We start from the raw sequence: 23,911 nt of genomic DNA, 5'->3' as shown, positions 1-23,911 counted from the left end.
GCGTGCGCATCCTCCGCAAGACACCGGTCCTGCTCCTCGCGCTCGCTCTGTTGCCGGTCGCCTGTTCGTCCGGACCCGATCAACCCCAGACCGTCGCCGAGGCCTTCGCGGCCGCGCTGAGCAGCGGTGACGCGGCCGCCGCCGCGGCACTCACCGATGCGCCCGAGCAGGCCGGACCCGCCCTGACCACCCTGTTCGAGAACCTCGGCAAGAACGACACCGTCCGGGTGTCGGGCACCGACGACAACGGCTTCACCCTCGAATCCACCTGGAAACTCGGGCCGAACGGCCGCGACGAGTGGACCTACACCAGCACCGGGACCGCCGCCGACGACAACGGCTGGAAGATCGACTGGAACCCCACCACCGTCGCGCCCGGCCTCGACCTCGGCCCGCTCAGCTACAGCCCGGTCTATCCGGCGCCCGCGCGCGTGCTCGACGCGACCGGCGGCGAACTGATGACCCAGCAGGTGGTGACCCTCGTGCAGGTCGCGCCAGAGGCCGACCTGCCCGCGCTCGCCGCGCTGCTCGCGCCGCACGGCGTCACCGAGGCGGGCCTGCGCGCGGATCTGGCCGCGGCACAGGGGAAATCGATCACCGCCGTCGCGCTGCGCGCGGCCGACATCGCGCCCGTCCAGCAGCCGCTGAGCGAGGTGCGTGGGGTGACCCTCGCCCCGCAGCACCGCCTGCTCACCGTCGACAAGACCCTGGCCGGACCCACCACCGCCGGTCTGGCCGAACTCTGGCAGCAGCAGGCCGACGCGGCCGCGGGCTGGGCCGTGCGCGCGCAGACTCCGCAGGGCACCCAGCGCATCGCGGGCCCCGACGCCGCCCCGACCGCCGACATCGCCAGCACCGTCGACATCGACCTGCTGAACGCCGCCGAGGCCGCCCTGACCCCGCTGACGCAGCCCGCCGCCATCGTCGCGCTGCGTCCGTCGAGCGGCGAGGTGCTCGCGGTCGCGCAGAACGCGCCCGCCGACGCGCAGGGACCGATCGCGTTGACCGGCCTCTACCCGCCGGGGTCGACCTTCAAGACCGTCACCGTCTCGGCCGCGCTGCAGGCGGGCGGGGTGAGTGTCGACACCGTGCTGCCCTGCCCCGGCCGCGCGACCGTCGAGGGCCGCACCATCCCCAACGACGACGAGTTCGAGCTCGGGCAGGTGCCGCTGCGCACCGCCTTCGTGCGCTCGTGCAACACCACGATGGCCGAACTCGGGGTGCGGTTGCCTCCCGACGGGCTCACCACGGCCGCCGCGCAACTCGGTCTCGGCGTGGATTATGTGACACCCGGCTTGACGACTGTCACGGGGAAGGTTCCGCCCGCGCAGAATTCGGCGCAGCAGGTCGAGTCGAGCATCGGGCAGGGCAGCGTCACCGCCTCGCCGTTCGGCATGGCGCTCGTCGCGGCCTCGCTCGCGCACGGCTCCGCGCCTGCCCCGGCCATCGTGCGCGGCAAGCCCGGCAACGCCGACAAGCCTCCGACGCCAGTGCCCGCCGCGGTGACGTCGCAGATAGAGACCATGATGGGGGAGACGGTGAGCGCCGGCACCGCCACCGCGCTGCGCGACATCCCGGGCCTGCTCGGCAAGACCGGCACCGCCGAATATCTCGACGACAAGCACGCGCACGGCTGGTTCGTCGGCATCGACGGCGACCTCGCCTTCGCGGTCTTCGTCGCCGACGCGGGCAGCTCGGGACCCGCGGTCGAGGCCGCCGGACGGATGCTGCGGGCGAAACAATGATCTATGTCACGCTCGGTGGGCGGGCAATACCCACGCTGCCGCACGCTGCCCGCGTCGGGGCAGCTACACTCGTCCGCGGGCCATATCCATGGTCAATACGCGGGATGTCACAATTTCGAGAAGGTTCGGAGTAGGCGCCATCGATACCGGTCAGAAGATCGCGGAGCATTACCGCCTGGTCGAGCGTATTGGTAGCGGCGGCACAGGCGTTGTATGGCGTGCTGTCGACGAACGCCTCCAACGCTCCGTGGCTGTGAAGCAGATCCACATCAAGCCAAGCCTGCCCGAGGGCGAGCGGGATGTCTTGCGCCAGCGCGCGATTCGGGAAGCCCGCAACGCGGCACGCTTCCAGCACCCCAACGCCATCGTGGTCTTCGACATCACCGAGCACAACGGTGATCCGTGCCTGGTCATGGAGTACCTCAAGTCGGTGAGCCTCGCGGCGGAGCTGGGCCAGAAGGGCCCGCTGCCGCTGACCGAGGTCGCCCGCATCGGTGAGCAGGTCGCGTCCGCGCTGATCGCCGCCCACCAGGCCGGCCTCGTGCACCGCGACGTGAAGCCGGGCAACATCCTGCTCGGCGAGCACGGTGAGGTGAAGATCACCGACTTCGGCATCTCCCGCGCCGCCGGTGACGTCACCCTCACCGAGACGGGCCTGATCTGCGGCACCGCCGCGTATCTGGCCCCCGAGGTGGCCCGGGGCGCCGACCCGACGCCCGCCGCCGACGTGTTCGCGCTCGGCGCGACGCTGTTCCACGCGCTCGAGGGCGAACCGCCCTACGGCGCCAACGCCAATCCGCTGGCCGTGCTCTACGCCGCCGCCAACGGCCAGGTGCGGGAGCCGCGCAACGCGGGCCCGGCCACCGACTTCCTGCTCGACCTGCTCAGCCCCGAACCGCTGGACCGGCCGACGATGACCGAGTCGCGGCACGCGCTGGCGGCCTTCGCCGACGCCGACGCCGTGCCCGCCGGGTTCGTCCCGGCCAGCGAGGCCTACGGCCGGCGCAACTCGGCCGCCGCCACCCAGGTGATCCGCCAGTCCGGGAACCGGACCTCGCACGCGGGCGCGTCCACCGCGACGACCAGGCAGATCCGCTCGAACAACGCGCCGCGTCCGCAGGTGCGCCACGACACCGCGGCGCACCCGCCGACGGCCGCCCAGCCCGCCCCCGCGCCGCGCAAGCCCGCGGGCAAGGGCCGCGCGGTGCTGATCGGTTCCGGCGTCGGCGCGGTGGTCGCCGCGATCGCCGTCGCCATCAGCGCGATGAACGGCTCGGACTCGGAATCGCCGCAGGTGCAGGCGAATCCGCCGACGTCGGTCCAGACCTCGGCCGGTCCCGCTGCCAGCGGCGCCGCCACACCGGCCGCGCTCGGGCAGACCACCAACACCGGAACCGTCGACATCGGTTCGGCGGGCCTGCTGGTGGAGAACTTCTTCAGCGACCCCGCCGGGTCCTGGTCGCTGCTCACCCCGGCGGCCCAGAAGGTCTACGGCAGCGAGACCGCGTTCCGCCAGTACTGGGCCGATCGCACCATCACCTCGTTCGCCAGCATCACCGCGGTCAGCGGCAACAACGCCGACGGCTCCACCGACATGCGCCTGGCCAGCATCACCATCAACGGCCAGACCAAGGCCATGGTCATGCGGGTGGTGAACTCCGGCGGCAGTCTGCGCATCGACGGCGACACCCGCTGATTCTGTGGCGTGCGTCGCACGAACGACGATCCGGTGACGGACCCGGCGCGATCATCGCGCCGGGTCCGTCGTCTTCGGCGGGATGTGCCGGAAAAGCGGTGGCGGGCGACCGATAGTCTGGTAGCTGACCTGAGCCCAGCACAGACAGGACCGCACGCCGATATGACTTCCCGCATCGAGCTCGCCCGCGTCGATCTGCGCGGTCGTACTCCGTCCACCGCCGAGCTGCGCACCGCGCTGCCGCGGGGCGGGGTCGACGTCGACTCGGTGCTGCATCATGTGCGGCCGGTCGTCGAGGACATCCGCGACCGGGGCGTCGAGGCCGCGCTGGACTACAGCGAGAAGTTCGACGGTGTGCGCCCCGCCGCGGTGCGGGTGCCGGTCACCGAGCTGGCCAGGGCGCTCGCGGAACTCGACCCGGCCGTGCGCGCCGCGCTCGAGGTCGCGATCGAGCGCACCAGGAAGGTGCACGCCGATCAGCGGCGCACCGACACCGTCACCGAGGTGGTGCCCGGCGGCACCGTCACCGAGAAGTGGGTGCCGGTGGAGCGGGTTGGGCTGTACGTGCCCGGCGGCAATGCCGTCTACCCGTCCTCGGTCGTGATGAACGTGGTCCCGGCCCAGGCCGCCGGCGTGGACTCGCTGGTCGTGGCCTCGCCGCCGCAGGCCCAGTTCGGCGGTCTGCCGCACCCGACGATCCTGGCCGCGGCCGCGCTGCTCGGCGTCGACGAGGTGTGGGCCGTCGGCGGCGCGCAGGCCGTGGCGCTGCTGTCCTACGGCGGTACCGACACCGACGGGGCCGCGCTGGCCCCGGTCGACCTCATCACCGGCCCCGGCAACATCTACGTCACCGCCGCCAAGCGGCTGTGCCGCGGCCTGGTCGGCATCGACGCCGAGGCAGGCCCCACCGAGATCGCCGTGCTCGCCGACGCCACCGCCGATCCGGTGCACGTGGCCGCCGACCTGATCAGCCAGGCCGAACACGATGTGCTCGCCGCGAGCGTGCTCGTCACCGACTCGGTGGCGCTGGCCGACGCCGTCGACGCCGCGCTCAACGCCCAGCTCGCCGTGGTCAAGCACGACGCGCGGGTGCGGGAAGCGCTGAGCGGCAAGCAGTCCGGCACCGTCCTGGTCGACGACATCACCCAGGGCCTGCGCGTCGTCGACGCCTACGCCGCCGAACACCTCGAGATCCAGACCGCCGACGCCGCCGCGGTGGCGGCGCGGGTGCGCAGCGCGGGCGCGATCTTCGTCGGGCCGTGGGCACCGGTGAGCCTGGGCGACTACTGCGCCGGCTCCAACCACGTGCTGCCCACCGCGGGCTGCGCGCGGCACTCCTCGGGCCTGAGCGTGCAGACCTTCCTGCGGGGCATCCACATCGTGGAGTACACCGAGGCGGCGCTGAAGGATGTCGCGGGCCACGTCGTGGCCCTGGCCAACGCCGAGGACCTGCCCGCGCACGGCCAGGCCGTGCGGGCCCGTTTCGAGGCGCTGTCATGAGCGCCCCCACCGTGCCCGGCGCGTCGGCGACGCTGGACCAGCTGCCACTGCGCGAGAACCTGCGCGGCAAATCCCCGTACGGCGCACCGCAATTGACGGTGCCGGTGCAACTCAACACCAACGAGAACCCGCACCCGCCGAGCAGGGCCCTGATCGACGACGTCGCCGAGTCGGTGCGCGCCGCCGCCGCCGACCTGCACCGGTACCCGGATCGCGACGCGGTCGCGCTGCGCCACGATCTGGCCGAGTACCTGACCCGCCAGACCGGCGTCGCCGTCGACACCGCGAATGTGTGGGCGGCCAACGGCTCCAACGAGATCCTGCAGCAGCTGCTGCAGGCCTTCGGCGGACCCGGCCGCAGCGCGCTGGGTTTCGTCCCCTCGTACTCGATGCACCCGATCATCTCCGAGGGCATCGACACCGAGTGGATCGAGGCGAAGCGCAGCGGCGACTTCTCCCTCGACATCGACTACGCCGTCGCGCAGATCGCCGAACGCCGCCCCGATGTGGTGTTCGTGACCAGCCCGAACAACCCGACCGGACACAGCATCCCGATCGCGGAGCTCGAGCGGCTGCTGGCCGCGGCGCCCGGCATCGTCGTCGTCGACGAGGCCTACGGCGAGTTCTCGGTGGCGCCGAGCGCGATCACGCTGATCGACCGGTTCCCGACGAAGCTGGTGGTCACCCGCACGATGAGCAAGGCGTTCGCCTTCGCGGGCGGTCGCCTCGGCTACCTGGCCGCCTCGCCCGCGGTGATCGACGCGATCCTGCTGGTGCGGCTGCCGTATCACCTGTCGGTGGTCACCCAGGCCGCGGCGCGGGCCGCGCTGCGGCACGCGGACGAAACCCTCGGCAGCGTCGCGGAACTGGCGGCCCAGCGCGACCGGGTCGCGGCGGCGCTCACCGAGCAGGGCTTCCGGGTGATCCCCAGCGACGCGAACTTCGTGCTGTTCGGCCGGTTCACCGACGCGGCCGCCGCCTGGCAGCACTACCTCGACGCGGGCGTGCTCATCCGCGACGTCGGCATCCCCGGGTACCTGCGCGCCACCATCGGGCTCGCCGCGGAGAACGACGAGTTCCTGCGGGTGAGCCGCGACATCGCGGGCACCGACCTCACCCCCTGACGAATTCCCCTGTGGAGGAACACATCATGAGCAGAACCGCACGGGTGGAACGGGTCACCAAGGAATCGTCGATCCTGGTGGAACTCGACCTCGACGGCACCGGGCAGACCGAGATCTCCACCGGCGTCCCGTTCTACGACCACATGCTGACCGCGCTGGGCCAGCACGGCGGGTTCGACCTGGTCGTACGCGCCGAGGGCGACATCGAGATCGAGGCGCACCACACCGTCGAGGACACCGCCATCGTGTTCGGCCAGGCGCTGGGCAAGGCGCTGGGCGACAAGAAGGGCATCCGCCGCTTCGGCGACGCGTTCATCCCGATGGACGAGACCCTCGCGCACGCCGCCGTCGACGTGTCGGGGCGGCCGTACTGCGTGTTCACCGGCGAACCGGAACACCTGGTGCACACCATCATTCCGAGCGCCGGCCCCGGCGCGTCCTACTCGACGGTGCTCAACAAGCACGTGTTCGAGTCGATCGCGCAGAACGCGCGCATCGCCCTGCACGTGCGGGTGCTCTACGGCCGCGACCAGCACCACATCACCGAGGCCGAGTTCAAGGCCGTGGCGCGGGCGCTGCGGGCCGCCGTCGAGATCGACCCGCGGGTCAGCGGCGTTCCGTCGACGAAGGGTGTGCTGTGAAATCCGTTGTGCTGCTGGACTACGGCTCCGGCAACCTGCACTCCGCCGAGCGCGCGCTGGTCCGGGCCGGTGCGCAGGTGGAGGTCACCGCCGACCCGCAGGCCGCGCTGGCCGCCGACGGGCTGGTCGTGCCCGGTGTCGGCGCGTACGCGGCGTGCATGGCCGGGTTGCTCGCGGTGCGCGGTGACCGGATCATCGGTCAGCGGCTGGCAGGCGGACGTCCGGTCCTCGGCATCTGCGTCGGCATGCAGATCATGTTCGACCGCGGCGTGGAGTTCGACGTGGAGACCGAGGGCTGCGGGGAATGGCCGGGCACCGTCGCCCGCCTCGACGCCCCCGTTCTCCCGCACATGGGCTGGAACACGGTCAAGGCACCCGCCGACAGCACCCTGTTCGCCGGCATGGACGCCGACACCCGCTTCTACTTCGTGCACTCCTACGCCGCCCAGCAGTGGGAACTGCCCGAGGCCGAACACATCGCGCCGCCCAAGCTGACCTGGGCCGAGCACGGTGTCCCGTTCCTCGCGGCGGTCGAGAACGGCCCGCTCTCGGCCACCCAGTTCCACCCCGAGAAGTCCGGCGACGCGGGTGCTCACCTGCTGCGCAACTGGATCGGGGCACTGTAGGCGGCTGCCGCCATCCAGACCGGACAGATCGGCGCGGATGTATGGTCTGGGAATGACCGCTACACCGCCGCGTCCGAAACATCTCGATTCTCCGTTGCTGCCCAAGATCTTCAAGATCATGGGCAAGACGCAGGTGTGGGTCTATCGGCGCACCGGCGGTCGGGTCGGCGCGAAGTGGCGGGTGGGCGCGGGATTCCGCAAGCCGGTGCCGACCCTGCTGCTCGAGCACCGGGGTCGCAAGTCCGGCACGGTCTACACCACGCCGCTGCTGTATCTCGTCGACGGCGCCGACATCGTCATCGTGGCGTCGCAGGGCGGGCTGTCCACCCATCCGCAGTGGTACCGCAATCTGTGTGCCACCCCGGACACCCACGTGCAGATCGGCCGGACCCGCCATCCGGTCCACGCCGTGACCGCCGATCCCGCCGAGCGTGCCCGCCTGTGGCCGCTGCTCGTCGACCTCTACGCCGACTTCGACCACTATCAGGCCTGGGCCGATCGCGAGATCCCCGTCGTCGTGCTGCGGCCCAGGTCCGGGAACTGACGCGGTGGCGCCGCCGCCTCACCCGACGCGCGGGTCCTGCGCCGTGGACTCGATCGTGGCGCCCGGGGTGTAGTACATCTCCACGACCTGGTCGACGTCGAGGTGACGATGCCAGTGCCCCTTGGGCACGATCACGAATTGCCCTGCGGTGAGCGGGATCCGGCGGCGATCGTCGTCGGTGAGGATCTCGACGGTCACGCGCCCGCGCAACACCATGAGCAGTTCGTCGGTGTCGGGATGCAGCTCCCAGTCGGAGGCGTCGAGGTGGTCGCCGAAGTACAGGCAGAACTCGCCCTCGTTGAATGGGGCGAGGGTCCGGAAGTCGAAGGGATCGAGGCGGGTGGCGACGGCGACGGGGTCGTGACTACGCATCGGGAAGCTCGCTTTCGGTGGTCGGTACGGGGAGCCCGGCGAGGAAGTCGCCGAGCAGGGCGGCACAGGACGGTGTGTCGTCGAGCCAGGGACCGTGCCCGCCCGCGACGACGGCGAGGCGCGCTCCGGGGATCTTCGCGATCGACGGGCGAGCGCGCTCGGGGGGCGCGAAGACGTCGCGCTCGCCCCAGACGAACAGCGCCGGACGGTCGATCCGCGCGAGTTCGGCGTCGGTGAGCACGGTCTCCGGCCGGGCTGCGCCGTCCTCGATCAAGCGGCGCAGCAGAGCGCGATAGGACGTGGCCTGCCCGGGCAACCGCAGCGGAAGACGGTGCAGGTCGACGAGATCGTCGGACAGGCGGCGCGCGGTGTCGGCGCCGAGTGCCTCGGCCAGGGCGGCGCGGGCGAGCACGCGCGGCGCCGGGAGCCGCATCAGCCACTCGTCGATCCGGCCGCGCCGGGCACGCGCGGTGGCGACCATCGCGGCGGTGGGACGGGTGCCGGGCAGCGCCGTCGCCGGTGCGCCGACGGCCGCGATGCCGGTCACCCGGTGTGGGGCGTCGAGGGCGGTCCAGAGGGCGAAGAGGCCACCGAGCGAACTGCCGACGAGCACGGCGCGCGCGATGCCCAGCTCGTCGAGGGTCCCCGTCACCACCTCGACCGCCAGGTCGCGCAGTGGACCGTCCTGCCAGCGATACGGCGGGGCGAGGTTGTGGCCGGGCAGGTCGACGAGGATGTGCCGGTGACCGGGTAGCAGCGCGAGCAGGGGCGCGAAGGCCATCGCCGGGGCGCCGATCCCGTTGATCCAGACCACGGGCTCGCCGGGCCCGTCGGTGGTGCGGACGCGTACCCGGACGGCGGGACTGCGCAGCGGCAGGGTCCGCTCGGTGGTCCGCAGCCCGGAGGTGCCGGCGACGCGGTGCTCGATCGTGCGCAGGCGCGTGGCCAATGCGGTGGCGGTCATGGCACTCACTGTGACCGGCGGCCACCGTCGGCGTCTTGGAGGAAATTTCCCTCAGCGCGAAGCGAGCGCCCCCGGCGTGGTGCCCGCGAACGTCACGATGTCGCGGTGCAGATGGGATTGGTCGACGTAGCCGCAGTCGATGGCGACGTCGGCGGCCGATTCCCCGGCGACCAGCCGGTCGAAGGCACGGCGGAAGCGAACCACCATCGCCGCGCGTTTGGGCGTGACCCCGATCTGATCGGTGAACCGCGACCACAGGCGCTTGTGGCTCCAGCCGGTGAGTTCGGTCAGGTCGGCGACTCGCACGGTGCCGCCGTCGGCCAGGATCCGCTGCCAGCACGCGACGACTTCGCGGTCCGGCCGGTGTGGGCTCGCACTGTCTGCGAGGAAGCGGGTCACAATCTCGAATCGTGTCTCCCACCGGGATGTTTCGGACAGCCGGGCCTGGAGCCGCTCGGCCCGTACACCCCAGATCTCGGCGAGCCCGGTCACTCCGCCGTGCAGGTCCCGCGGCGCCACACCGAGCAGGGAGTAGGCCGTGATCGGCGAGAGCCGGACCTCGACGCAATCGACCCGGTCCGAGCGGACGTGTGGTGTCCCCGGAGCGATACCGGCGACCAGCCCGCCGTGTTCCGCGCCCGTGCCGGTGTCGGTGAGGCCGCTTTCGCCGACCTGCACCACCATCGTCACCGCGGGCAGCGCGACGATCCGCATGTCCGAGCCGGTCGCGGCGCGATCGCGGAACCCGGCCAGTGATGCGCCCGCCCACCTCGGGGACCGCGCGCGCACCAGCTCCCATCCACCGTCCAATTCCTGATCGGACATGATCGGCCGCACCCGACCAGCGTACGAGGGGCGGCTCGCCGGCCGCAACGGATCGGCCCGGCGGGAGAACTGCCGTGAATTGCGCAAATTCTTCGCAATCGACTCGGCGAATTCGATGAAGGAATAATCGCATCAATGCGAAAAGGCGAATGCGGTGACGCCTGTCCGGGGCGTCACCGCATTCGCTCCGACCTGAGGGGTGGCCGGAGAATTCAGCGCATTCGAATCATTCGGCGGGAGCGTTGAGTTCGCGCGCGCCGAGGAGGGAATCGATGATGTTGAGGCCACCGCTGGTGAGGCCCTCGAAGGCCGAGCTGCCGGTGTCGAGCAGTTCCAGGCCGGCCAGGGCCGCGGCCGAGCCGGTGCCGAGGGTGCCGAGGCCTGCCGAGCCGGTGCCGAGGGCGGCGGAACCGGTGGCCAGCGCGGGAGCGGCGGCGGAACCGGTGGCCCCGGCGGTGCCCGCACCAGCGGCTCCGGCGGCGGCCGAGCCCGCCGCGCCCAGGGCGGCGGAACCGGAAGCGGCGGCGGCCGAGCCGGTGAACGCGTTCGCGGCGGCGGCCGGGCCGAGCACGGTGACGGCGAGAGCGGCGGCGACGGCGAGGGTCTTGCGAGTCATGAGAATTCCTTTCGACCTGTGAATCACAGGCTGGTAACACGATGGTGCGAGATGGCGATGCACTCGGTAAGGACCTTCGTGCCGATCGACAGCTCGAAAATTAATCGATGCAGCGACGATTCAGCTAATCGAAACGGCATGGCGATAATCACTGTTAATTCTTGGAAAACGGGATGTTTCCGCTGGTATCCGCATTGTCTCGCGGATCACATCAATGGTCGCGCATCATCGGCAACCGGGATCGCAATGATTCGGCAATTTCGGTGTTGCCCGCGCGGGCTCGCGGGTTTCAGGCGCGGTCGAGGTGGGCCTGGTCGGCGGCCTGGGTGCCCGCTGCCCAACCCTCGGCGCTGCGCAGAGTGATGCCGCGGGTGCGGGTGGTGGGGAAGTAGGTGGCGAAGGCTCTTTCCACGCGGTGGTCGTGGGTGGCGAGCAACGGGAGAAGGGTGCTGGGGGAAGGGGATTCGGCCACGGTGGTGGCGGCCGCGGTGGTGAGGCGGTCGCCGATGCGGGTGGCGTAGGCGGTGAGGAAGGCCTTGCGGTAGGCCCTGGTCCGGGATTCCTCGGTGTCGGCGGCGGTCTCGATCATCGTCCTGGTGGCCTGGACGAGCAGGGAGGTCGCGAGGAGGTCGACGGCGTCGAGGTCGGGCTCGTCGCCGACGACGGTGACGAAGCCCCAGTCGGCGACGAAGATCGCCCGGCACCGGTTGGCGCGGGCCACCTGGTCGACGAGCAGCGCCTTGGCGTCGGTGTAGGGGGTGTCGAGCCAGATGCGCCGCGCGGTGGGCGGATCGGGCTCGGCCGCGGTGGCACTCAGGAGCACGCGGTCGATCGCGTACTTGGTCATCAGCTCCTGCGCCTTGGCCGAAAGGGTCTCGGCCTCTTCGGGGAACGCCGTGGACTCGGCCTTCGCGAGCAGCCCGCGGACCCGGCCGAGGGTTTTCTCGTCGACGTGCCGTGTCGGCGCCCCACCGCGTCGGGGCGCGCCGGGCAGCGTTCGGCCCGGGGCGAGCCGTGGCAGCCGCAGCAGCAGCGACAGCGTCCGCACGACCGCGGTCATGGCCTCGTCGGCGGTCAGCAGGGCGCGGTCGGCCCACGCGGGCAGATGCGGACCCGTCCACCAGACCGTCGCGCCGAGCGCGTCGAGCTGGGCCCGCCAGGTCTCGTCCACGGCGTCGGCGGCGAGCCCGGCACGGTGCACGGCCATCAGATCGGTCAGATAGGCGAGGGCGAAGGTGTCGAGTCGCCTGCGGGCCGCCTGATGGAGGTCGTCCGGGAGCCAGCCGTGCTCGACGGCGTGGGCGAGCAGACGGCGGCTCGCGAGCTCGACGCCCTCGGTGACCGCCGCGCTCAGCTGTCCGGAGCCGGCCAGCTGGTCGACGAACCGGCGGGTCCCGGCCGCGTCGTCCTGTGCCGCCGCCGTCGCGACGCCCTCGGCGATCCGCACCGGGTCCGCCAGCGCGTCGGCGTCGAGGAGGACGGCGGGGTTCGGTACGGCCCGGCGGCCGGTGCGTCGTCGCCGATTCTGCTTGCCCACCTGTCCGGTGTCCTCTCGATCGCCGGCTGCCACCGGACTCGGCCCGATGCGGTCGGCACCCATTGTCGCGCCCGCGCGATCGACGACCGCGCCCGGCGTGGAACGCGCACGCCCGGTCCGCAGCGGCGACCGCCGACGGGGACCGGCGGATTCGATTCCCGGACAAGGGAATCCCGCCGAGAACAGTGTTCGGCGCCGCCGCGGCGGCCTACAGTGATCGGCATGAGCTATCGGGGGATGCTGGCCCAGGAACGCGCGGAACTGACCGAACTACTCCGTGGACTGACCGAAGAGGAATGGGAGACGCCGTCGCTGTGCGCCGGCTGGCGGGTGCGGGATGTGGTGGGCCATCTGCTGACCGACACCCTCGGCCCCCTCGACTACGCGGCCGCGGCGGTGCGCCATCGCGGCTCGGTCGACCGCATCAACAACGCGCTCGCGGCCTCCTTCGCCCACCTGCCGACCGCGCAGCTGGTGCACATGTTCGAACACGACTCGGGGCGGCTGTCGCGCTACTCGCCGCGGCTGATGCTGTCGGACCTGCTGGTGCATCAGCAGGACATCCGCCGCCCGCTGCACCGCCCGCGCGCCATTCCCGCCGACCGGCTCACCGCCGTGCTGTCCTATCCCGACCCGTTCGCCTTCCCGGGCAGGCGCACCAGGGGACTGCGTTTCGTCGCCACCGATGTCGACTGGTCGTGGGGTGACGGGCCCGAGGTCCGCGGGCCCGGTGAGGCCATCGCGCTCGCCGTCGTCGGCCGTGCCGTCGTGCTGGACGAGCTCACCGGCGGCGGGGTTCCCGAACTGCGCCGCCGCTCGCGCTGACCGCGCGGGAGTGACACAGCGCTCAGCGGCGTGGACCGGTGCGCGGAGCAGGACTCCAGACCTACTAGTCTGATCACGTGAGTCTTGTGCTGTTGCCCGCGGTCGATGTCGCCAATGGGGAGGCCGTGCGCCTCGTGCAGGGGGAGGCCGGTAGCGAAACCGGATACGGCTCCCCGCGCGATGCCGCGCTGGCCTGGCAGCAGGCGGGCGCCGAGTGGGTGCACCTGGTCGACCTGGACGCCGCGTTCGGCAAGGGCAGCAACCGCGAACTGATCGCCCAGGTGATCGGTGAACTCGACGTCAAGGTGGAACTGTCCGGCGGGATCCGCGACGACGACTCGCTGAAGGCCGCCCTGGCCACCGGCTGCGCGCGCGTGAACATCGGCACGGCGGCGATCGAGGACCCGCAGTGGTGCGCCCGCGTGCTCGGCGAATACGGCGACCGGGTGGCCGTCGGCCTCGACGTCAAGCAGATCGACGGGGAATGGCGCCTGCGCGGCCGCGGCTGGGTGACCGACGGCGGTGACCTGTGGGAGGTGCTCGAGCGCCTCGAACGCGACGGCTGCGCGCGCTACGTCGTCACCGACGTCTCCAAGGACGGCACCCTGACCGGCCCCAACCTCGACCTGCTGAGCCAGGTGGCCAACGCTGCCGAGGCGCCGGTCGTGGCCTCGGGCGGGATCTCGGTGCTCGACGACCTCGTCGCGATCGCCGGCCTCGCCGAGGACGGCGTGGAGGGCGCGATCATCGGCAAGGCGCTGTACGCGGGCCGGTTCACCCTGCCCGAGGCACTGGCCGCGGTGCGCTGACGCCCACGATGACCGCCGCACCGAGCACCGCCGAGCTGACCGACCTGCTGGCCATCGCCACCCAGGTCCTGGACAGGACCGTCCCCCGCTTCGTCGAGGGCATCGGCGCGCCGAGCGCGGTCGCCAAGGGCCGCAACGATTTCGCCACCGAACTCGACCTCGAACTCGAACGCACCATCTCCGCCGAGCTGCACCAGCGCACCGGCATCGCGGTGCACGGCGAGGAATTCGGCGGCCCCGCGCTCACCTCGGGCACGGCCTGGGTGCTCGATCCGATCGACGGCACCTTCAACTACTCCTCCGGCCACCCGATGTCGGGCACGCTGCTCGCGCTCGTGCACGAGGGCGAGCCGGTGATCGGGCTGACCTGGCTGCCGCTGCTCGGCCGCCGCTATGCCGCGGTCGTCGGCGGGCCGGTGCGGCTCGACGGCGTGGTGCTGCCGCCGCTGCGGCCGGGCAAACTGGCCGACGCGATGATCGGCTTCGGCGCGTTCAACGTCGACTCGGCGGGACGCATCCCCGGTCAGTTCCGGTTCGACCTGCTCGGCGCGCTCAGCAGGCTCTCCTCGCGGGTGCGCATGCACGGCGCCACCGGTATCGACCTGGCGTTCACCGCCTCCGGCACGCTCGGCGGCGCGGTCGTGTTCGGCCATCATCCCTGGGACAACGCCGCCGGGGTAGCGCTGGTGCGGGCCGCGGGCGGCGTCGTGACCGACCTGGCAGGGGCCCCGTGGACGATCACCTCCGGCTCGGTGCTGGCGGCCGCGCCCGGCGTGCACGAAGAACTCCTGGACATGATCCTGACGGTCAGCGACGAAGAACGAGGATGAACACGATGACAGCGCGCACCGACACCGCGGCGCCGAGCACCCTGGCCGTCCGCGTGATCCCGTGCCTCGACGTCGACGCGGGCCGCGTGGTCAAGGGTGTCAACTTCCAGAATCTGCGCGACGCGGGCGACCCGGTCGAACTCGCCGCCACCTACGACGCCCAGGGCGCCGACGAGCTGACCTTCCTCGACGTCACCGCCTCCACCGGCGACCGCGGCACCATGCTCGACGTGGTGACCCGCACGGCCGAGCAGATCTTCATCCCGCTCACCGTCGGCGGCGGCGTGCGCACCGTCGCCGACGTCGACCGGCTGCTGCGCGCGGGCGCGGACAAGGTGTCGGTGAACACCGCCGCCATCGCCCGCCCCGAGGTGCTCTCGGAGATGTCGCAGCGCTTCGGCTCGCAGTGCATCGTGCTGTCGGTGGACGCGCGCACCGTGCCCGACGGACAGCCCGACACCCCGTCCGGCTGGGAGGTCACCACGCACGGCGGCAAGCGCGGCACCGGTATCGACGCGGTCGAATGGGCCATCCGCGGCGCCGAACTCGGCGTCGGCGAGATCCTGCTCAACTCGATGGACGCCGACGGCACCAAGGCCGGGTTCGACCTGCCGATGATCGCCGCCGTCCGCGCCGCGGTCACCGTCCCGGTGATCGCCAGCGGCGGCGCGGGCGCCGTGGAACACTTCCCGCCTGCCGTGCACGCCGGCGCCGACGCCGTCCTGGCCGCCAGCGTCTTCCACTTCGGCGATCTCACCATCGGCCAGGTGAAGTCGGCGATGCGCGCGGACGGCATCACCGTCCGCTGACACCGCTCAGGCCGCGGCGCCGCGCAGGCGGGCGAGCGCGGCATCGGGCACGAGCTCGCGAGGCAGGACGAAACCCTCGGTTCGGTTGGGCTGCACGAAGACCACGTCATCCTGGGTGAGAACGCGCTTGATGTCGGCGTAGCGATTGCTGACCTGCCCGCTGGTCTGCCACAGATGCATCGTGTCGCCGGTGTACCGCACGCTCATCCGATGGCCCGGCCCCGCGACGGCCGTGAACTTCGGATTCACCCGCGCGAGCTGGATGCCGGTGATGACGGTGACCACGACCAGCTCGAACGCGAGCACGAGCAAGAACGCGCGCGCCATCTCACCGAGCACCGCCTCGCCGCCGTCGGACAGGATCGAGATCGTGCCCCGGAAGAGCAGGAAGGCGGGTATCGCGAGCAGGAATCCCCATTTCGCGGGAAGGCGCCAGGTGACCAGTGCCGCACCGCGATTGAGCCGGCGGGCGGTGTCGCCGTCGCAGGTGTAGGTGATCTCGATCGGCGCGCCCTGGTGCGAAAAGCCCTGGTGCCGCGGATGTTCCACCGGTCCCGAAGGCTGGAACGGCTGCTGTGGATTCATGAATCCCCCCATAGATATGAAATTGCTCGACCGATCGTAGACAACGGTCCACCGGAGGGGACGACGGGGGCGATGCGGTCGTCCGGGGATGGAATCAGCGTGCGCGGATCGGTACGGGTGCCGGCGGTCCGGGCGTTGCCACAGGCATGAGTATCGGAATCGCGTTGTCACCCTTCGCTCTCGACCGGTCCGGGAACGCCGTGGACGCGGCCGTCGCACAGGCTCGGATCGCCGCCGCGGCGGGGGTGCGTTCGGTGTGGCTCGGGCAGACCTTTTCGCACGACGCGCTGCTGGTGGCGGCGCTCATCGGGCGCGAGGTGCCCGGTATCGAGGTCGGGACCTCGGTGGTGCCGGTGCCGGGCAGGCATCCGCTGCTGGTGGCGAGTCAGGCGCAGACCGCGCAGGCGGCCACCGGCGGGCGGTTCACGCTCGGGCTCGGGCTCGGCGCGCGCGAGCTGTCCGAGCGGGCGTTCGGCGGCACGTTCGACCGGCCCGCGACCCGGCTGCGCGAATTCCTCACCGCCCTGCGCTCGGTGCTCGACACCGGCGCGGTCGACTTCCACGGCGAGACGGTCACCGCCGCCACTCCGATGCCCGCCGCGGTCGCCGGCGCGCGGCCCACCGTGCCGGTGCTGGTCGCGGCGATGGGACCACAGGCGCTGCGGGCCACCGGCGAACTGGCCGACGGCACCCTGCCCTTCCTGGTGGGGCCCGATGCGCTGGCCGAGCACATCGTCGAGCCGCTGCGTGCCGCGGCGGACAGCGCGGGCAGGCCGCGACCGCGTGTCGTCGCCCTGGTCCCCGGAGTCGTCACCGCGGACCTGGCCGCCGCCCGCGCGGCCGCCGAAGCGAATACCGCCTTCTACGACACCATTCCGTCCTATCAGCGGGTGATCGCGCTGTCCGGCGTCGAACGGGCCGCCGACCTCGTGGTGCTCGGCGACGAGGAGACCGTGGCCGCCCGGGTGGCCGACTACTTCGCCGCGGGCGCCACCGACGTCGTCTTCTCCCAGACCGACCTCACCACCCCGGAAGACCAGCAGCGCACCTGGCGCCTGCTCGGCGAACTCCAGCGCGCGGGCTGACTACAGGCCCATGTCGGTGGCGAGGAGTGCGCGCAGGGCGTCACCGGTGCCGCCGAGGATGCGGTCGATGCGGTGGTCGGCGTAGAGACGGGCGATGGGGGAGTCGGTGAGATAGCCGGTGCCGCCGTGCAGTTGCAGGCAGCGGTCGATCACCCGGCCCGCGGTCTCGGTGGCGAACAGTTTCGCCGAGGCGGCGTCGGCGGGGTCGAGTTCGCCCTGATCGTGGGCGGTGAGGGCGCGGTCGACGACCGCCTCGACGGCGTCGACCTCGGCGCGGCAGGCGGCGAGCTCGAACCGGGTGTTCTGGAAACCGGGCCGGGGGGCGCGGTCGGCGGTGTGCAGGCGGGCGAACCGGATCGCCGCCTTGGCCTGGGCGTAGGCGCTGACGGCGATGCCGAGCCGTTCGCGCGGCAGCTGCGCGGCCAGGTGCTCGACCGCGCGGTGCGGGGTGCCGAGCACCTCGCTGACCGGGACCCGCACATCGGTGAAGGTGAGTTCGGCGGTGTCGCTGACCTTGCGGCCCAGCGTGTCCAGCTGGCGGCCGACGCGAAAGCCGGGCGCGGCGGTGTCGACCACCAGCAGCGAGAGCCCATAGGACGGATCGTCGGCCCGCGGCGCCGCCGTCCGCGCGCACACGATGACGCGATCGGCGTGCACCCCGCCGGTGACGAAGGTCTTGGACCCGTTCACCACGTACACGCCGTCGGTGCCCAGCGGCGCGGTGGTCCGCATGTCCGCCGGCTCGGACCCGGCGCCGGGCTCGGCGACGGCGAGCGCGAACATGGTCTCGCCGGTGATGATTCCGGGCCACCAGCGCTGCTGCTGCGCCGTGGTGGCCAGGGTGCGCACCAGCGGCAGACATCGGGTGACGTGCGCGCTCGACCCGCCGAAGGAGACGGCGGCCCTGGCGATCTCCTCGGCCAGCACCGCCCGATACCCGAACGAGGACTGCCCGGCGCCGCCGTAGGCGACCGGCGCCTCGATCCCGAAGACGCCGAGTTCGCCCAGCCGGTAATAGAATTCGCGGGGGACCAGGCCCTCGTCGTACCACTTGCCGAAGCTGGGTACGACCTCGGCGTCGATGAAGGCGCGGAGGCGCGCCCGGAACGCGTCGTGCCCGGCGTCGAACACTGTTCTGCGCATGACGAACTCCTGACCGGCCGATGTACGGCCACGAGCCGTCCCGCCCGGCGGTGCGGGCGGGACGGCGAGATGCGGTGGGACCGTGTTACTTCGCGGGCGCGGGGACCGCGGGGTCCTTGCAGTAGGCGCCGAGCTCGGCCGGGCACGGCGCGAGGATCGTCGAGAAGTACTGGTAGGCCGAGAACAGCGCCAGCGGTCCGCCGACGGTGATCAGCCCGACCATGGTGCCGACCGCGCCGAGGGTGGCCGCGCCGAGCACGCACCCGGCGACGGTCGCGCCGACCCACGGCACCAGCAGCGCGATCACCGGGCTGGCGATCGCCGCGCCCGCCGCGCCGCCGACCAGGCAGCCGACCCCGCCGCCCACCACGGCGCCGACGATCGCGGCCACGGCGCTGCCGATACCGAGCCGCTGGCTGAGCACGCCGAGCGCGGTCTGGTCACGTGGGGTGAACGATTCGGCGATCTGCTTCGCCGCCGCGTCCGCGCTGACCAGGTCGGTCGCGGCCGCCACCGGGGTACCGCCTTCGCGGGCGGGCGTCAGGGTCGCCCTGTCGCCCTCCACGGTCGCCGCGATCGGGAACAGCTTGTCGTCGAGGCGATACGACAGCGGCAGCGCCGCGACCGGCACGTCGGCGGCGGTGGTGAGCACCAGCTGGCCGTCGACGACGGTCAGTTTGCCGTCACCGGTGGTGACGACGGCGGCATCGCCCTGCCTGCTGACCTCGTAGTGCACTTCGGTCTGCGGCTGTGCCGGTGCGGCGTGGCCGGTCCCGGTGCCGATACCGAGGGCAAGGGCCGTCAGTGCGGCGGTCGCGAGCGTGGTGGACATCTTCATCGGTGATCCTCATCGATCGGTGGTGTACTTCGGGGGAATTAGTTGCCTGCGCTGAACAGGCCCTCGGTGAGCGACCAGTGGGTGCCCGTGAAGGTCTGGATGCCGACGGATTCGAGCGGGAAGCCGTCGCCCGCACCGGTTTTCATGGTGATTCCGGGCAGCAGCAGGCCCGCGGCGGCGCCGTCGAGGGAGCGCATCGCGTCGCGCAGACCCTCCCTGGTGGGGCACTTCGCGGCGGCCATCGTCTGGTGGAAGCTCTCGGCCATGGCCCAGCCGCCCATGGTGTGCTGGTTCTCCGGGTCGGCGCCCTGGCCGTACTGCCCCAGCTTCGCCCGGTAGGTCTGCATGCCCGCGTCGCCGGACCAGCGCGGGTCGGCCGCGTCCTTGAGGAAGGCGGCGGTCACCGCGCCCCGCACGTTCTCCAGGCCGACCGGTCGCAGGGTGGCCATCGTGTTCGACACCTGGGTCACCACGTGCAGTGGGTTCCACTCGGTGTTGCGCACATCGGCGGCCAGTGCCTGCGAGGCGAACTTCGGGGTCGAGAAGTTCAGCAGCACATCGGCTTTCGAGTTGGCCAGATTGCGGACCTGCGGGTCGACGGTGGGGTCGGTGACCTCGAAGCTCTGCTGCGCGACCACCTTGACGCCGCTGCCCGCGATGCCCTCGGTGAACGCGCCGAGCAGGTCCTTGCCGAAATCGTCGTTCTGGTAGAGCACGGCCACGGTGGCGTTCGGGCGCTGCTTCTCGATGTACTCGGCGTAGGCGCTGCCCTCGGTGTGGTAGCTGGGCTGCCAGCCGATGGTCCACGGATGCTCGGTGTCGGTGCCGAATTTCGTCGCGCCGGTGGCGACGAAGACCTGCGGCACCTGTCGCTGGCCGAGGTAGTCGACCACGGCCGAGGAGGTCGCCGTGCCCAGGGTCTGGAAGATCGCGAACACCTGGTCCTGTTCGACGAGGCGGCGGGTCTCCTCGACGGTCTTGGGCGGCTGATAGCTGTCGTCGCGCACCAGGTACTCGACCTTGCGGCCGTTGATGCCGCCCTGCTCGGCGTTGATGTAGTCGAAGTAGGCCTTGATGCCCTTGGGCACCTCACCGTAGGCAGAGGCCGGGCCCGACAGCGGGTACACCCCGCCCAGCTTGATCGTGGTGTCGGTGATGCCGGTGGTCTGCTGGCCCCGGCACTCGCCCGAGCCGACGGTGCCGGTGTCGGCGCCGCGGCCGCCGCACGCGGTGAGCGTCGCGAGCAGTGCCGCCGCCAGGCCGAGGGCGTGGAACGCCTTAGTGCGCATGTGATTTCCCTTTCCGAACCAGAGGTCCGAGCTGTCGCGCCAGGCGGCCGGCCAGCCCGGCCAGGCCCGTGGGCGCGAGGTACATGACCGCGATGATCAGCAGTCCGAAGATGACGCCGGGCGCCGCCTGGTTGACGTCCTGGGCGAAGCTCGGCACGAACAGCACGAACAGGCCGCCCAGCAGCGGTCCCCAGGTGGTGCCCAGCCCCCCGACGACGAGCCCGGCCAGCAGCGTCACCGACAGCGTCAGCGCGAACGAGTCCGGGGAGACGAAGGCGATCACCCAGGTGTAGACGCATCCGGCCACCCCGGCGAGCAGCGCGCTCCAGGCGAAGGCCAGGGTCTTGTAGTGGGCCAGGTTCACCCCGAGCACCTCGGCCGCGATCTCGTTGTCGCGCACCGCGTGCAGCGCGCGCCCCACCCGCGACCGCAGCATGCCGGCGACCAGCGCGAAGCTCGCGAGGGTGACGGCCAGTGCCAGGAAATACAGCCACTGGTCCTCGGCCAGGCCGGTCCACGCCGGTGGCTGGGGCTTGGTGACGGTGATGCCCATCGAGCCGCCGGTCAGCCCGTCGAATCGCTTGAGCAGCGGGACGAGGAAGACCGCGATCGCCAAGGTGACCAGCGCCAGGTAGAGCCCGCGCAGCCGCAGCGCCGGGATGCCGAGCGCGAAGCCGAGGACGAAGGTCACCGCGGCCGCGAGGGGCAGCGTCGCGAAATACGGTGTGTCCCACTGGTACATCGCGACGGCCGCGGTGTACGCGCCGACCGCGAAGAACGCGCCGTGGCCGAGCGAGATCTGCCCGGTGTGCCCGACCAGCAGGTTCAACCCGAGCAGGGTGACCGCGTAGATCATGGCCATGGCCAGCTGGAAGGTGTGGAAGGGCACCAGCTGGAACGGCGCCGCGCAGGCCACCAGCACCACGACCGCCGTGGCGAGCAGCGGCCAGGGCAGGCGGCCGAGGCCGCGGGCGGACGACGGCGCCGGTGGCGCAGCCTGGGTCGTCGTGGCCGGGACTGTGTTCAACTCGCTCATACCCGCTCCACCGCCGCGTGTCCGAACAGACCTTGAGGGCGCACCAGCAGCACACCCAGGATGATCACCAGCGGCACACCGATCTTGAGTTCGGTGCCGATCGCGTCGACGTATGCGCCGGTGAGGGTTTCGGCGACGCCGACGATCAGGCCGCCGGCCACCGCGCCACCGGGCGAGTCGAACCCGCCGAGGGTGGCCGCCGCGAAGGCGTAGAGCAGGACCCCGCCCATCATGTTGGGTTCGAGGAACAGCAGCGGCGCAGACAGCACGCCCGAGACCGCGCCGACCAGCGCGGCCAGACCCCAGCCGAGCGCGAGCACCGTGCCGACCCGGATCCCGACCAGCCGGGCCGAGGCCGGATTGCACGCCACCGCCCGCATGGCCAGGCCGATCCCGGTGTAGCGGAACAGCAGATACAGCAGGCCCATCACCACGCCGACGACGGCGAGAATCCCGAGACTGCCGTAGCCGACGCTCACGCCCGCACCCCGGAAAGCGCCCTCCGGGAACGGATTCGGGAACGACTTCACCTGGTACGACCAGATCCAGCCCGCCACCGCGTTGACGGTGAAGAACAGGCCGACCGTCACGATCACCAGGGTGATCTCCGGCGCGCCCTCGACCGGGCGGATGATCACCCGTTCGATGAGCATGCCCGCGCCGAAGGACAACGCCAGGGTGAGCGGCAGCGCCACCCAGAACGGCATCGTCTGGCTCAGCTGCCAGGCCAGGAACGCCGAGAACATGGCCAGCTCGCCCTGGGCGAAATTGACGATCCCGGTGAAGCGATAGATCAGGACCAGTGCCAGGGCCAGCCCGGCGTAGATCGCGCCCGCCGAGAGTCCCTCGACGAGCTGCTGGGCGAATTCGGTCACGGCCGCACCCGGATTCCCAGGTAGGAGCGGGTGACCTGCTCGTCGGCCCGGATCCGAGCCGCGGTACCCGACAACGCGATCCGCCCTGACTCGAGCACATGCGCCTGGTGGGCGATGCCCAGCGCCAGATGCGCGTTCTGTTCGACGACGATCACGGTGGTGCGTTCCTCTTCGTTGATGGTGTGCACGATCCCGAACAGCTCCTGGGTCACCAGCGGGGACAACCCGAGCGAGGGTTCGTCGAGCAGCAGCACCCGGGGCCGCAGCAGCAGCGCCCGGCCGATCGCGAGCATCTGCTGCTGGCCGCCGGACAATCCGCCCGCCGGGTCGCGCCGCTTGTCGCGCAGGATCGGGAAGTAGTCGTAGACGCGGCGCAGGTCGGCCTCCACGGCCGCGCGGTCACGGCGGATGTAGGCGCCGAGCCGCAGGTTCTCCTCGACCGACAGCGGCGCGAAGGTGCCGCGCCCCTCCGGCACGTGGGCCACGCCGAGGCGCGCCATCGCCTCCGGGGCGCGGCCGGTCACCTCGGTCTCACCCAGCCGCAGCGCGCCGCGGACCTTGACCATCCCGCACAGCGCGCGCAGCAGCGTCGTCTTGCCCGCGCCGTTGGGGCCCAGGATCGCGCAGACCTCGCCCTCGGCGACCCCGAAGCTCACGCCGTGCAGAACCTTCGCCGCGCCGTACCCGGCGTGCAGGTCGGTGACAGAGAGGAAATCCGTCATGCCGCCGCTCCCAGGTAGGCGCGAATGACGGCCGGATCCCGTTGCACCGCTTCGGGTTCGCCCTCGGCGATGACCGCGCCGAACTCCAGGCAGACCACCCGGTCGCAGGTGCCCATGACGAAACCCATGTGGTGCTCGACGACCACCACGGTCAGGTCGAGATCGGCGCGCAGGCCGCGCAGCAGGTCGGCGAACTCGTCGACCTCGCCGTGGCTGAGGCCGTTCACCGGCTCGTCGAGCAGCAGCAGCCGCGGCCGCACCGCCAGCGCCCTGGCCAGCTCGATCCGCTTGAGCGTGCCGAACGGCAGGCCCGCGGCCGGATGATCGGCGACGGCGGTCAGGTCGAGGCGGGCGAGCAACTCGTCGGCCTCGGCGCGCAGCGCGCGTTCCTCGCGCCGCACCGCCGGACCGCGCAGGCCCGCCGCGAGGAACCCCGCCCCGGCCCGGTGGTGCGCGCCGACGAGGACGTTGTCGCGCACCGACATGCGGGGGAACAGGCCGAGGTTCTGGAAGGTGCGGGCGATGCCGAGGCCGGCCAGCGCGTCGGGACGCACCGTGGCCAGGTCGGTGTCGCGGAACCGCAGCGTGCCCGAGGTCGGGCGGTGGCGCCGGGTGAGGCAGTTGAACAGGGTGGTCTTGCCCGCGCCGTTCGGTCCGATCAGGCCGACCATCTCACCGGGAGCCACCGTGAACCCGACCTCCCGCAGGGCGGTGATGCCGCCGAAGCGCACCGTCAGGTTGGTTATCTCGAGCATGGCGTCGAGATTAAATTCGCAGTTCACGGGTCACATCGGACGTTGCGGACCAAGTTTCGCCGCCGATCTCGTCCACGGCGGACAGGACGGCGGGCGCCGCGCCGTCGCCGGTTGACACCG

Annotated in this window: 25 protein-coding genes; 12 read left to right on the top strand and 13 right to left on the bottom strand. The window is 71.6% G+C overall.

The features are described from left to right. Positions 1–2 precede the first annotated feature (2 nt). The 7 genes from AB0H56_RS29965 to AB0H56_RS29935 all read left to right on the top strand — a co-directional run bounded on the left by AB0H56_RS29965 (position 3) and on the right by AB0H56_RS29935 (position 7,876). The gene (locus tag AB0H56_RS29965) at positions 3–1,745 is read left to right on the top strand and encodes a penicillin-binding transpeptidase domain-containing protein (RefSeq protein ID WP_357169517.1); all 1,743 of its coding nucleotides are present in this window, start codon (positions 3–5) and stop codon (positions 1,743–1,745) included. Between the two features lie 88 nt (positions 1,746–1,833). Next, positions 1,834–3,441, top strand: coding sequence for a serine/threonine-protein kinase (locus AB0H56_RS29960; RefSeq protein WP_357169514.1), 1,608 nt, complete (start codon positions 1,834–1,836; stop codon positions 3,439–3,441). A gap of 162 nt (positions 3,442–3,603) precedes the next feature. Then, complete coding sequence (hisD, locus tag AB0H56_RS29955) at positions 3,604–4,941, top strand: histidinol dehydrogenase (RefSeq protein ID WP_357169511.1); 1,338 nt, start codon at positions 3,604–3,606, stop codon at positions 4,939–4,941. Further along, positions 4,938–6,065: a histidinol-phosphate transaminase gene (locus AB0H56_RS29950; RefSeq protein ID WP_357169508.1), complete on the top strand. Its 1,128-nt coding sequence runs from the start codon at positions 4,938–4,940 to the stop codon at positions 6,063–6,065. The genes hisD and AB0H56_RS29950 overlap by 4 nt, the downstream gene beginning before the upstream one ends. 26 nt (positions 6,066–6,091) lie before the next feature. Beyond that, complete coding sequence (hisB, locus tag AB0H56_RS29945; protein WP_110040540.1) at positions 6,092–6,706, top strand: imidazoleglycerol-phosphate dehydratase HisB; 615 nt, start codon at positions 6,092–6,094, stop codon at positions 6,704–6,706. Then, positions 6,703–7,332 (top strand): imidazole glycerol phosphate synthase subunit HisH, encoded by a 630-nt coding sequence (gene hisH, locus AB0H56_RS29940; RefSeq protein WP_357169505.1) that lies wholly within the window; start codon positions 6,703–6,705, stop codon positions 7,330–7,332. The genes hisB and hisH overlap by 4 nt, the downstream gene beginning before the upstream one ends. A gap of 52 nt (positions 7,333–7,384) precedes the next feature. Continuing rightward, positions 7,385–7,876 (top strand): nitroreductase family deazaflavin-dependent oxidoreductase, encoded by a 492-nt coding sequence (locus AB0H56_RS29935; RefSeq protein ID WP_357169502.1) that lies wholly within the window; start codon positions 7,385–7,387, stop codon positions 7,874–7,876. 18 nt (positions 7,877–7,894) lie between these two features. Here the strand turns inward: AB0H56_RS29935 and AB0H56_RS29930 are convergent, their stop codons facing one another. The 5 genes from AB0H56_RS29930 to AB0H56_RS29910 form a co-directional block, all read right to left on the bottom strand. Beyond that, the gene (locus tag AB0H56_RS29930) at positions 7,895–8,248 is read right to left on the bottom strand and encodes a cupin domain-containing protein (RefSeq protein WP_357169499.1); all 354 of its coding nucleotides are present in this window, start codon (positions 8,246–8,248) and stop codon (positions 7,895–7,897) included. Then, entirely contained in the window at positions 8,241–9,212 is a 972-nt protein-coding gene (locus tag AB0H56_RS29925; protein ID WP_357169496.1) for an alpha/beta hydrolase, read from the bottom strand. Before AB0H56_RS29925 ends, AB0H56_RS29930 begins: the two co-directional genes overlap by 8 nt. Before the next feature lie 51 nt (positions 9,213–9,263). Beyond that, positions 9,264–10,049 (bottom strand): helix-turn-helix domain-containing protein, encoded by a 786-nt coding sequence (locus tag AB0H56_RS29920; protein WP_357169493.1) that lies wholly within the window; start codon positions 10,047–10,049, stop codon positions 9,264–9,266. Positions 10,050–10,263: 214 nt separating this feature from the next. Continuing rightward, positions 10,264–10,653 carry a hypothetical protein gene (locus tag AB0H56_RS29915; protein WP_357169490.1) on the bottom strand — a complete coding sequence of 130 codons (390 nt, stop codon included), beginning with the start codon at positions 10,651–10,653 and terminating at the stop codon, positions 10,264–10,266. Between the two features lie 289 nt (positions 10,654–10,942). After that, positions 10,943–12,190 (bottom strand): DUF2786 domain-containing protein, encoded by a 1,248-nt coding sequence (locus AB0H56_RS29910; RefSeq protein WP_357169487.1) that lies wholly within the window; start codon positions 12,188–12,190, stop codon positions 10,943–10,945. 222 nt (positions 12,191–12,412) lie between these two features. On the opposite strand from AB0H56_RS29910, the gene AB0H56_RS29905 reads away from it, so the two are divergent. The 4 genes from AB0H56_RS29905 (at position 12,413) to hisF (ending at position 15,463) form a co-directional block, all read left to right on the top strand. Continuing rightward, positions 12,413–13,015 carry a maleylpyruvate isomerase family mycothiol-dependent enzyme gene (locus AB0H56_RS29905; protein ID WP_357169484.1) on the top strand — a complete coding sequence of 201 codons (603 nt, stop codon included), beginning with the start codon at positions 12,413–12,415 and terminating at the stop codon, positions 13,013–13,015. A 77-nt stretch (positions 13,016–13,092) separates the two neighbouring features. Next, the gene (gene priA, locus AB0H56_RS29900; RefSeq protein ID WP_110040385.1) at positions 13,093–13,824 is read left to right on the top strand and encodes a bifunctional 1-(5-phosphoribosyl)-5-((5-phosphoribosylamino)methylideneamino)imidazole-4-carboxamide isomerase/phosphoribosylanthranilate isomerase PriA; all 732 of its coding nucleotides are present in this window, start codon (positions 13,093–13,095) and stop codon (positions 13,822–13,824) included. A gap of 8 nt (positions 13,825–13,832) precedes the next feature. Then, a complete protein-coding gene (locus tag AB0H56_RS29895; protein ID WP_357169481.1) occupies positions 13,833–14,654 on the top strand; it encodes an inositol monophosphatase in 822 nt (273 codons plus the stop codon). A gap of 5 nt (positions 14,655–14,659) precedes the next feature. Then, complete coding sequence (gene hisF, locus AB0H56_RS29890; RefSeq protein ID WP_357169478.1) at positions 14,660–15,463, top strand: imidazole glycerol phosphate synthase subunit HisF; 804 nt, start codon at positions 14,660–14,662, stop codon at positions 15,461–15,463. A 6-nt stretch (positions 15,464–15,469) separates the two neighbouring features. Here the strand turns inward: hisF and AB0H56_RS29885 are convergent, their stop codons facing one another. Then, on the bottom strand, positions 15,470–16,048 hold the full coding sequence (locus AB0H56_RS29885; RefSeq protein ID WP_357169475.1) for a hypothetical protein: 579 nt from the start codon (positions 16,046–16,048) through the stop codon (positions 15,470–15,472). Positions 16,049–16,194: 146 nt separating this feature from the next. Between AB0H56_RS29885 and AB0H56_RS29880 the strand changes: the two genes are divergently transcribed. Beyond that, the gene (locus tag AB0H56_RS29880) at positions 16,195–17,133 is read left to right on the top strand and encodes a TIGR03564 family F420-dependent LLM class oxidoreductase (protein ID WP_357169472.1); all 939 of its coding nucleotides are present in this window, start codon (positions 16,195–16,197) and stop codon (positions 17,131–17,133) included. Here the strand turns inward: AB0H56_RS29880 and AB0H56_RS29875 are convergent, their stop codons facing one another. The 7 genes from AB0H56_RS29875 to AB0H56_RS29845 all read right to left on the bottom strand — a co-directional run bounded on the left by AB0H56_RS29875 (position 17,134) and on the right by AB0H56_RS29845 (position 23,791). Continuing rightward, positions 17,134–18,276, bottom strand: a complete 1,143-nt coding sequence (locus AB0H56_RS29875; RefSeq protein WP_357169469.1) for an acyl-CoA dehydrogenase family protein — start codon at positions 18,274–18,276, stop codon at positions 17,134–17,136. Positions 18,277–18,361: 85 nt separating this feature from the next. Beyond that, entirely contained in the window at positions 18,362–19,114 is a 753-nt protein-coding gene (locus AB0H56_RS29870) for a hypothetical protein (RefSeq protein WP_357169466.1), read from the bottom strand. 38 nt (positions 19,115–19,152) lie between these two features. Then, positions 19,153–20,403 carry an ABC transporter substrate-binding protein gene (locus AB0H56_RS29865; RefSeq protein WP_357169463.1) on the bottom strand — a complete coding sequence of 417 codons (1,251 nt, stop codon included), beginning with the start codon at positions 20,401–20,403 and terminating at the stop codon, positions 19,153–19,155. Then, positions 20,393–21,439, bottom strand: a complete 1,047-nt coding sequence (locus tag AB0H56_RS29860) for a branched-chain amino acid ABC transporter permease (protein WP_357169460.1) — start codon at positions 21,437–21,439, stop codon at positions 20,393–20,395. Before AB0H56_RS29860 ends, AB0H56_RS29865 begins: the two co-directional genes overlap by 11 nt. Beyond that, positions 21,436–22,314, bottom strand: a complete 879-nt coding sequence (locus AB0H56_RS29855; RefSeq protein WP_357169457.1) for a branched-chain amino acid ABC transporter permease — start codon at positions 22,312–22,314, stop codon at positions 21,436–21,438. The genes AB0H56_RS29860 and AB0H56_RS29855 overlap by 4 nt, the downstream gene beginning before the upstream one ends. Beyond that, positions 22,311–23,036 carry an ABC transporter ATP-binding protein gene (locus tag AB0H56_RS29850; RefSeq protein ID WP_357169454.1) on the bottom strand — a complete coding sequence of 242 codons (726 nt, stop codon included), beginning with the start codon at positions 23,034–23,036 and terminating at the stop codon, positions 22,311–22,313. Before AB0H56_RS29850 ends, AB0H56_RS29855 begins: the two co-directional genes overlap by 4 nt. Continuing rightward, on the bottom strand, positions 23,033–23,791 hold the full coding sequence (locus AB0H56_RS29845) for an ABC transporter ATP-binding protein (RefSeq protein WP_357169452.1): 759 nt from the start codon (positions 23,789–23,791) through the stop codon (positions 23,033–23,035). Before AB0H56_RS29845 ends, AB0H56_RS29850 begins: the two co-directional genes overlap by 4 nt. Positions 23,792–23,911 lie beyond the last annotated feature (120 nt).

The sequence above is a fragment of the Nocardia sp. NPDC050717 genome, from assembly GCF_040654275.1.
GTDB lineage: Bacteria > Actinomycetota > Actinomycetes > Mycobacteriales > Mycobacteriaceae > Nocardia.
The sequence above is the reverse complement of the archived record's forward strand: the minus strand, read 5'-3'. Positions and strand labels throughout refer to the sequence as shown.

Bases quoted from the DNA above. Each gene is read 5' to 3' on its own strand.
- hisF (WP_357169478.1), top strand. From the start codon at position 14,660: ATGACAGCGCGCACCGACACCGCGGCGCCGAGCACCCTGGCCGTCCGC.
- AB0H56_RS29930 (WP_357169499.1), bottom strand. From the start codon at position 8,248: ATGCGTAGTCACGACCCCGTCGCCGTCGCCACCCGCCTCGATCCCTTC.
- AB0H56_RS29915 (WP_357169490.1), bottom strand. From the start codon at position 10,653: ATGACTCGCAAGACCCTCGCCGTCGCCGCCGCTCTCGCCGTCACCGTG.
- AB0H56_RS29860 (WP_357169460.1), bottom strand. From the start codon at position 21,439: ATGAGCGAGTTGAACACAGTCCCGGCCACGACGACCCAGGCTGCGCCA.
- AB0H56_RS29875 (WP_357169469.1), bottom strand. From the start codon at position 18,276: ATGCGCAGAACAGTGTTCGACGCCGGGCACGACGCGTTCCGGGCGCGC.
- AB0H56_RS29880 (WP_357169472.1), top strand. From the start codon at position 16,195: ATGAGTATCGGAATCGCGTTGTCACCCTTCGCTCTCGACCGGTCCGGG.
- hisD (WP_357169511.1), top strand. From the start codon at position 3,604: ATGACTTCCCGCATCGAGCTCGCCCGCGTCGATCTGCGCGGTCGTACT.
- AB0H56_RS29925 (WP_357169496.1), bottom strand. From the start codon at position 9,212: ATGACCGCCACCGCATTGGCCACGCGCCTGCGCACGATCGAGCACCGC.
- AB0H56_RS29865 (WP_357169463.1), bottom strand. From the start codon at position 20,403: ATGCGCACTAAGGCGTTCCACGCCCTCGGCCTGGCGGCGGCACTGCTC.
- AB0H56_RS29885 (WP_357169475.1), bottom strand. From the start codon at position 16,048: ATGAATCCACAGCAGCCGTTCCAGCCTTCGGGACCGGTGGAACATCCG.
- AB0H56_RS29935 (WP_357169502.1), top strand. From the start codon at position 7,385: ATGACCGCTACACCGCCGCGTCCGAAACATCTCGATTCTCCGTTGCTG.
- AB0H56_RS29950 (WP_357169508.1), top strand. From the start codon at position 4,938: ATGAGCGCCCCCACCGTGCCCGGCGCGTCGGCGACGCTGGACCAGCTG.
- AB0H56_RS29905 (WP_357169484.1), top strand. From the start codon at position 12,413: ATGAGCTATCGGGGGATGCTGGCCCAGGAACGCGCGGAACTGACCGAA.
- AB0H56_RS29850 (WP_357169454.1), bottom strand. From the start codon at position 23,036: ATGACGGATTTCCTCTCTGTCACCGACCTGCACGCCGGGTACGGCGCG.
- hisB (WP_110040540.1), top strand. From the start codon at position 6,092: ATGAGCAGAACCGCACGGGTGGAACGGGTCACCAAGGAATCGTCGATC.
- AB0H56_RS29895 (WP_357169481.1), top strand. From the start codon at position 13,833: ATGACCGCCGCACCGAGCACCGCCGAGCTGACCGACCTGCTGGCCATC.
- AB0H56_RS29870 (WP_357169466.1), bottom strand. From the start codon at position 19,114: ATGAAGATGTCCACCACGCTCGCGACCGCCGCACTGACGGCCCTTGCC.
- AB0H56_RS29960 (WP_357169514.1), top strand. From the start codon at position 1,834: ATGGTCAATACGCGGGATGTCACAATTTCGAGAAGGTTCGGAGTAGGC.
- AB0H56_RS29845 (WP_357169452.1), bottom strand. From the start codon at position 23,791: ATGCTCGAGATAACCAACCTGACGGTGCGCTTCGGCGGCATCACCGCC.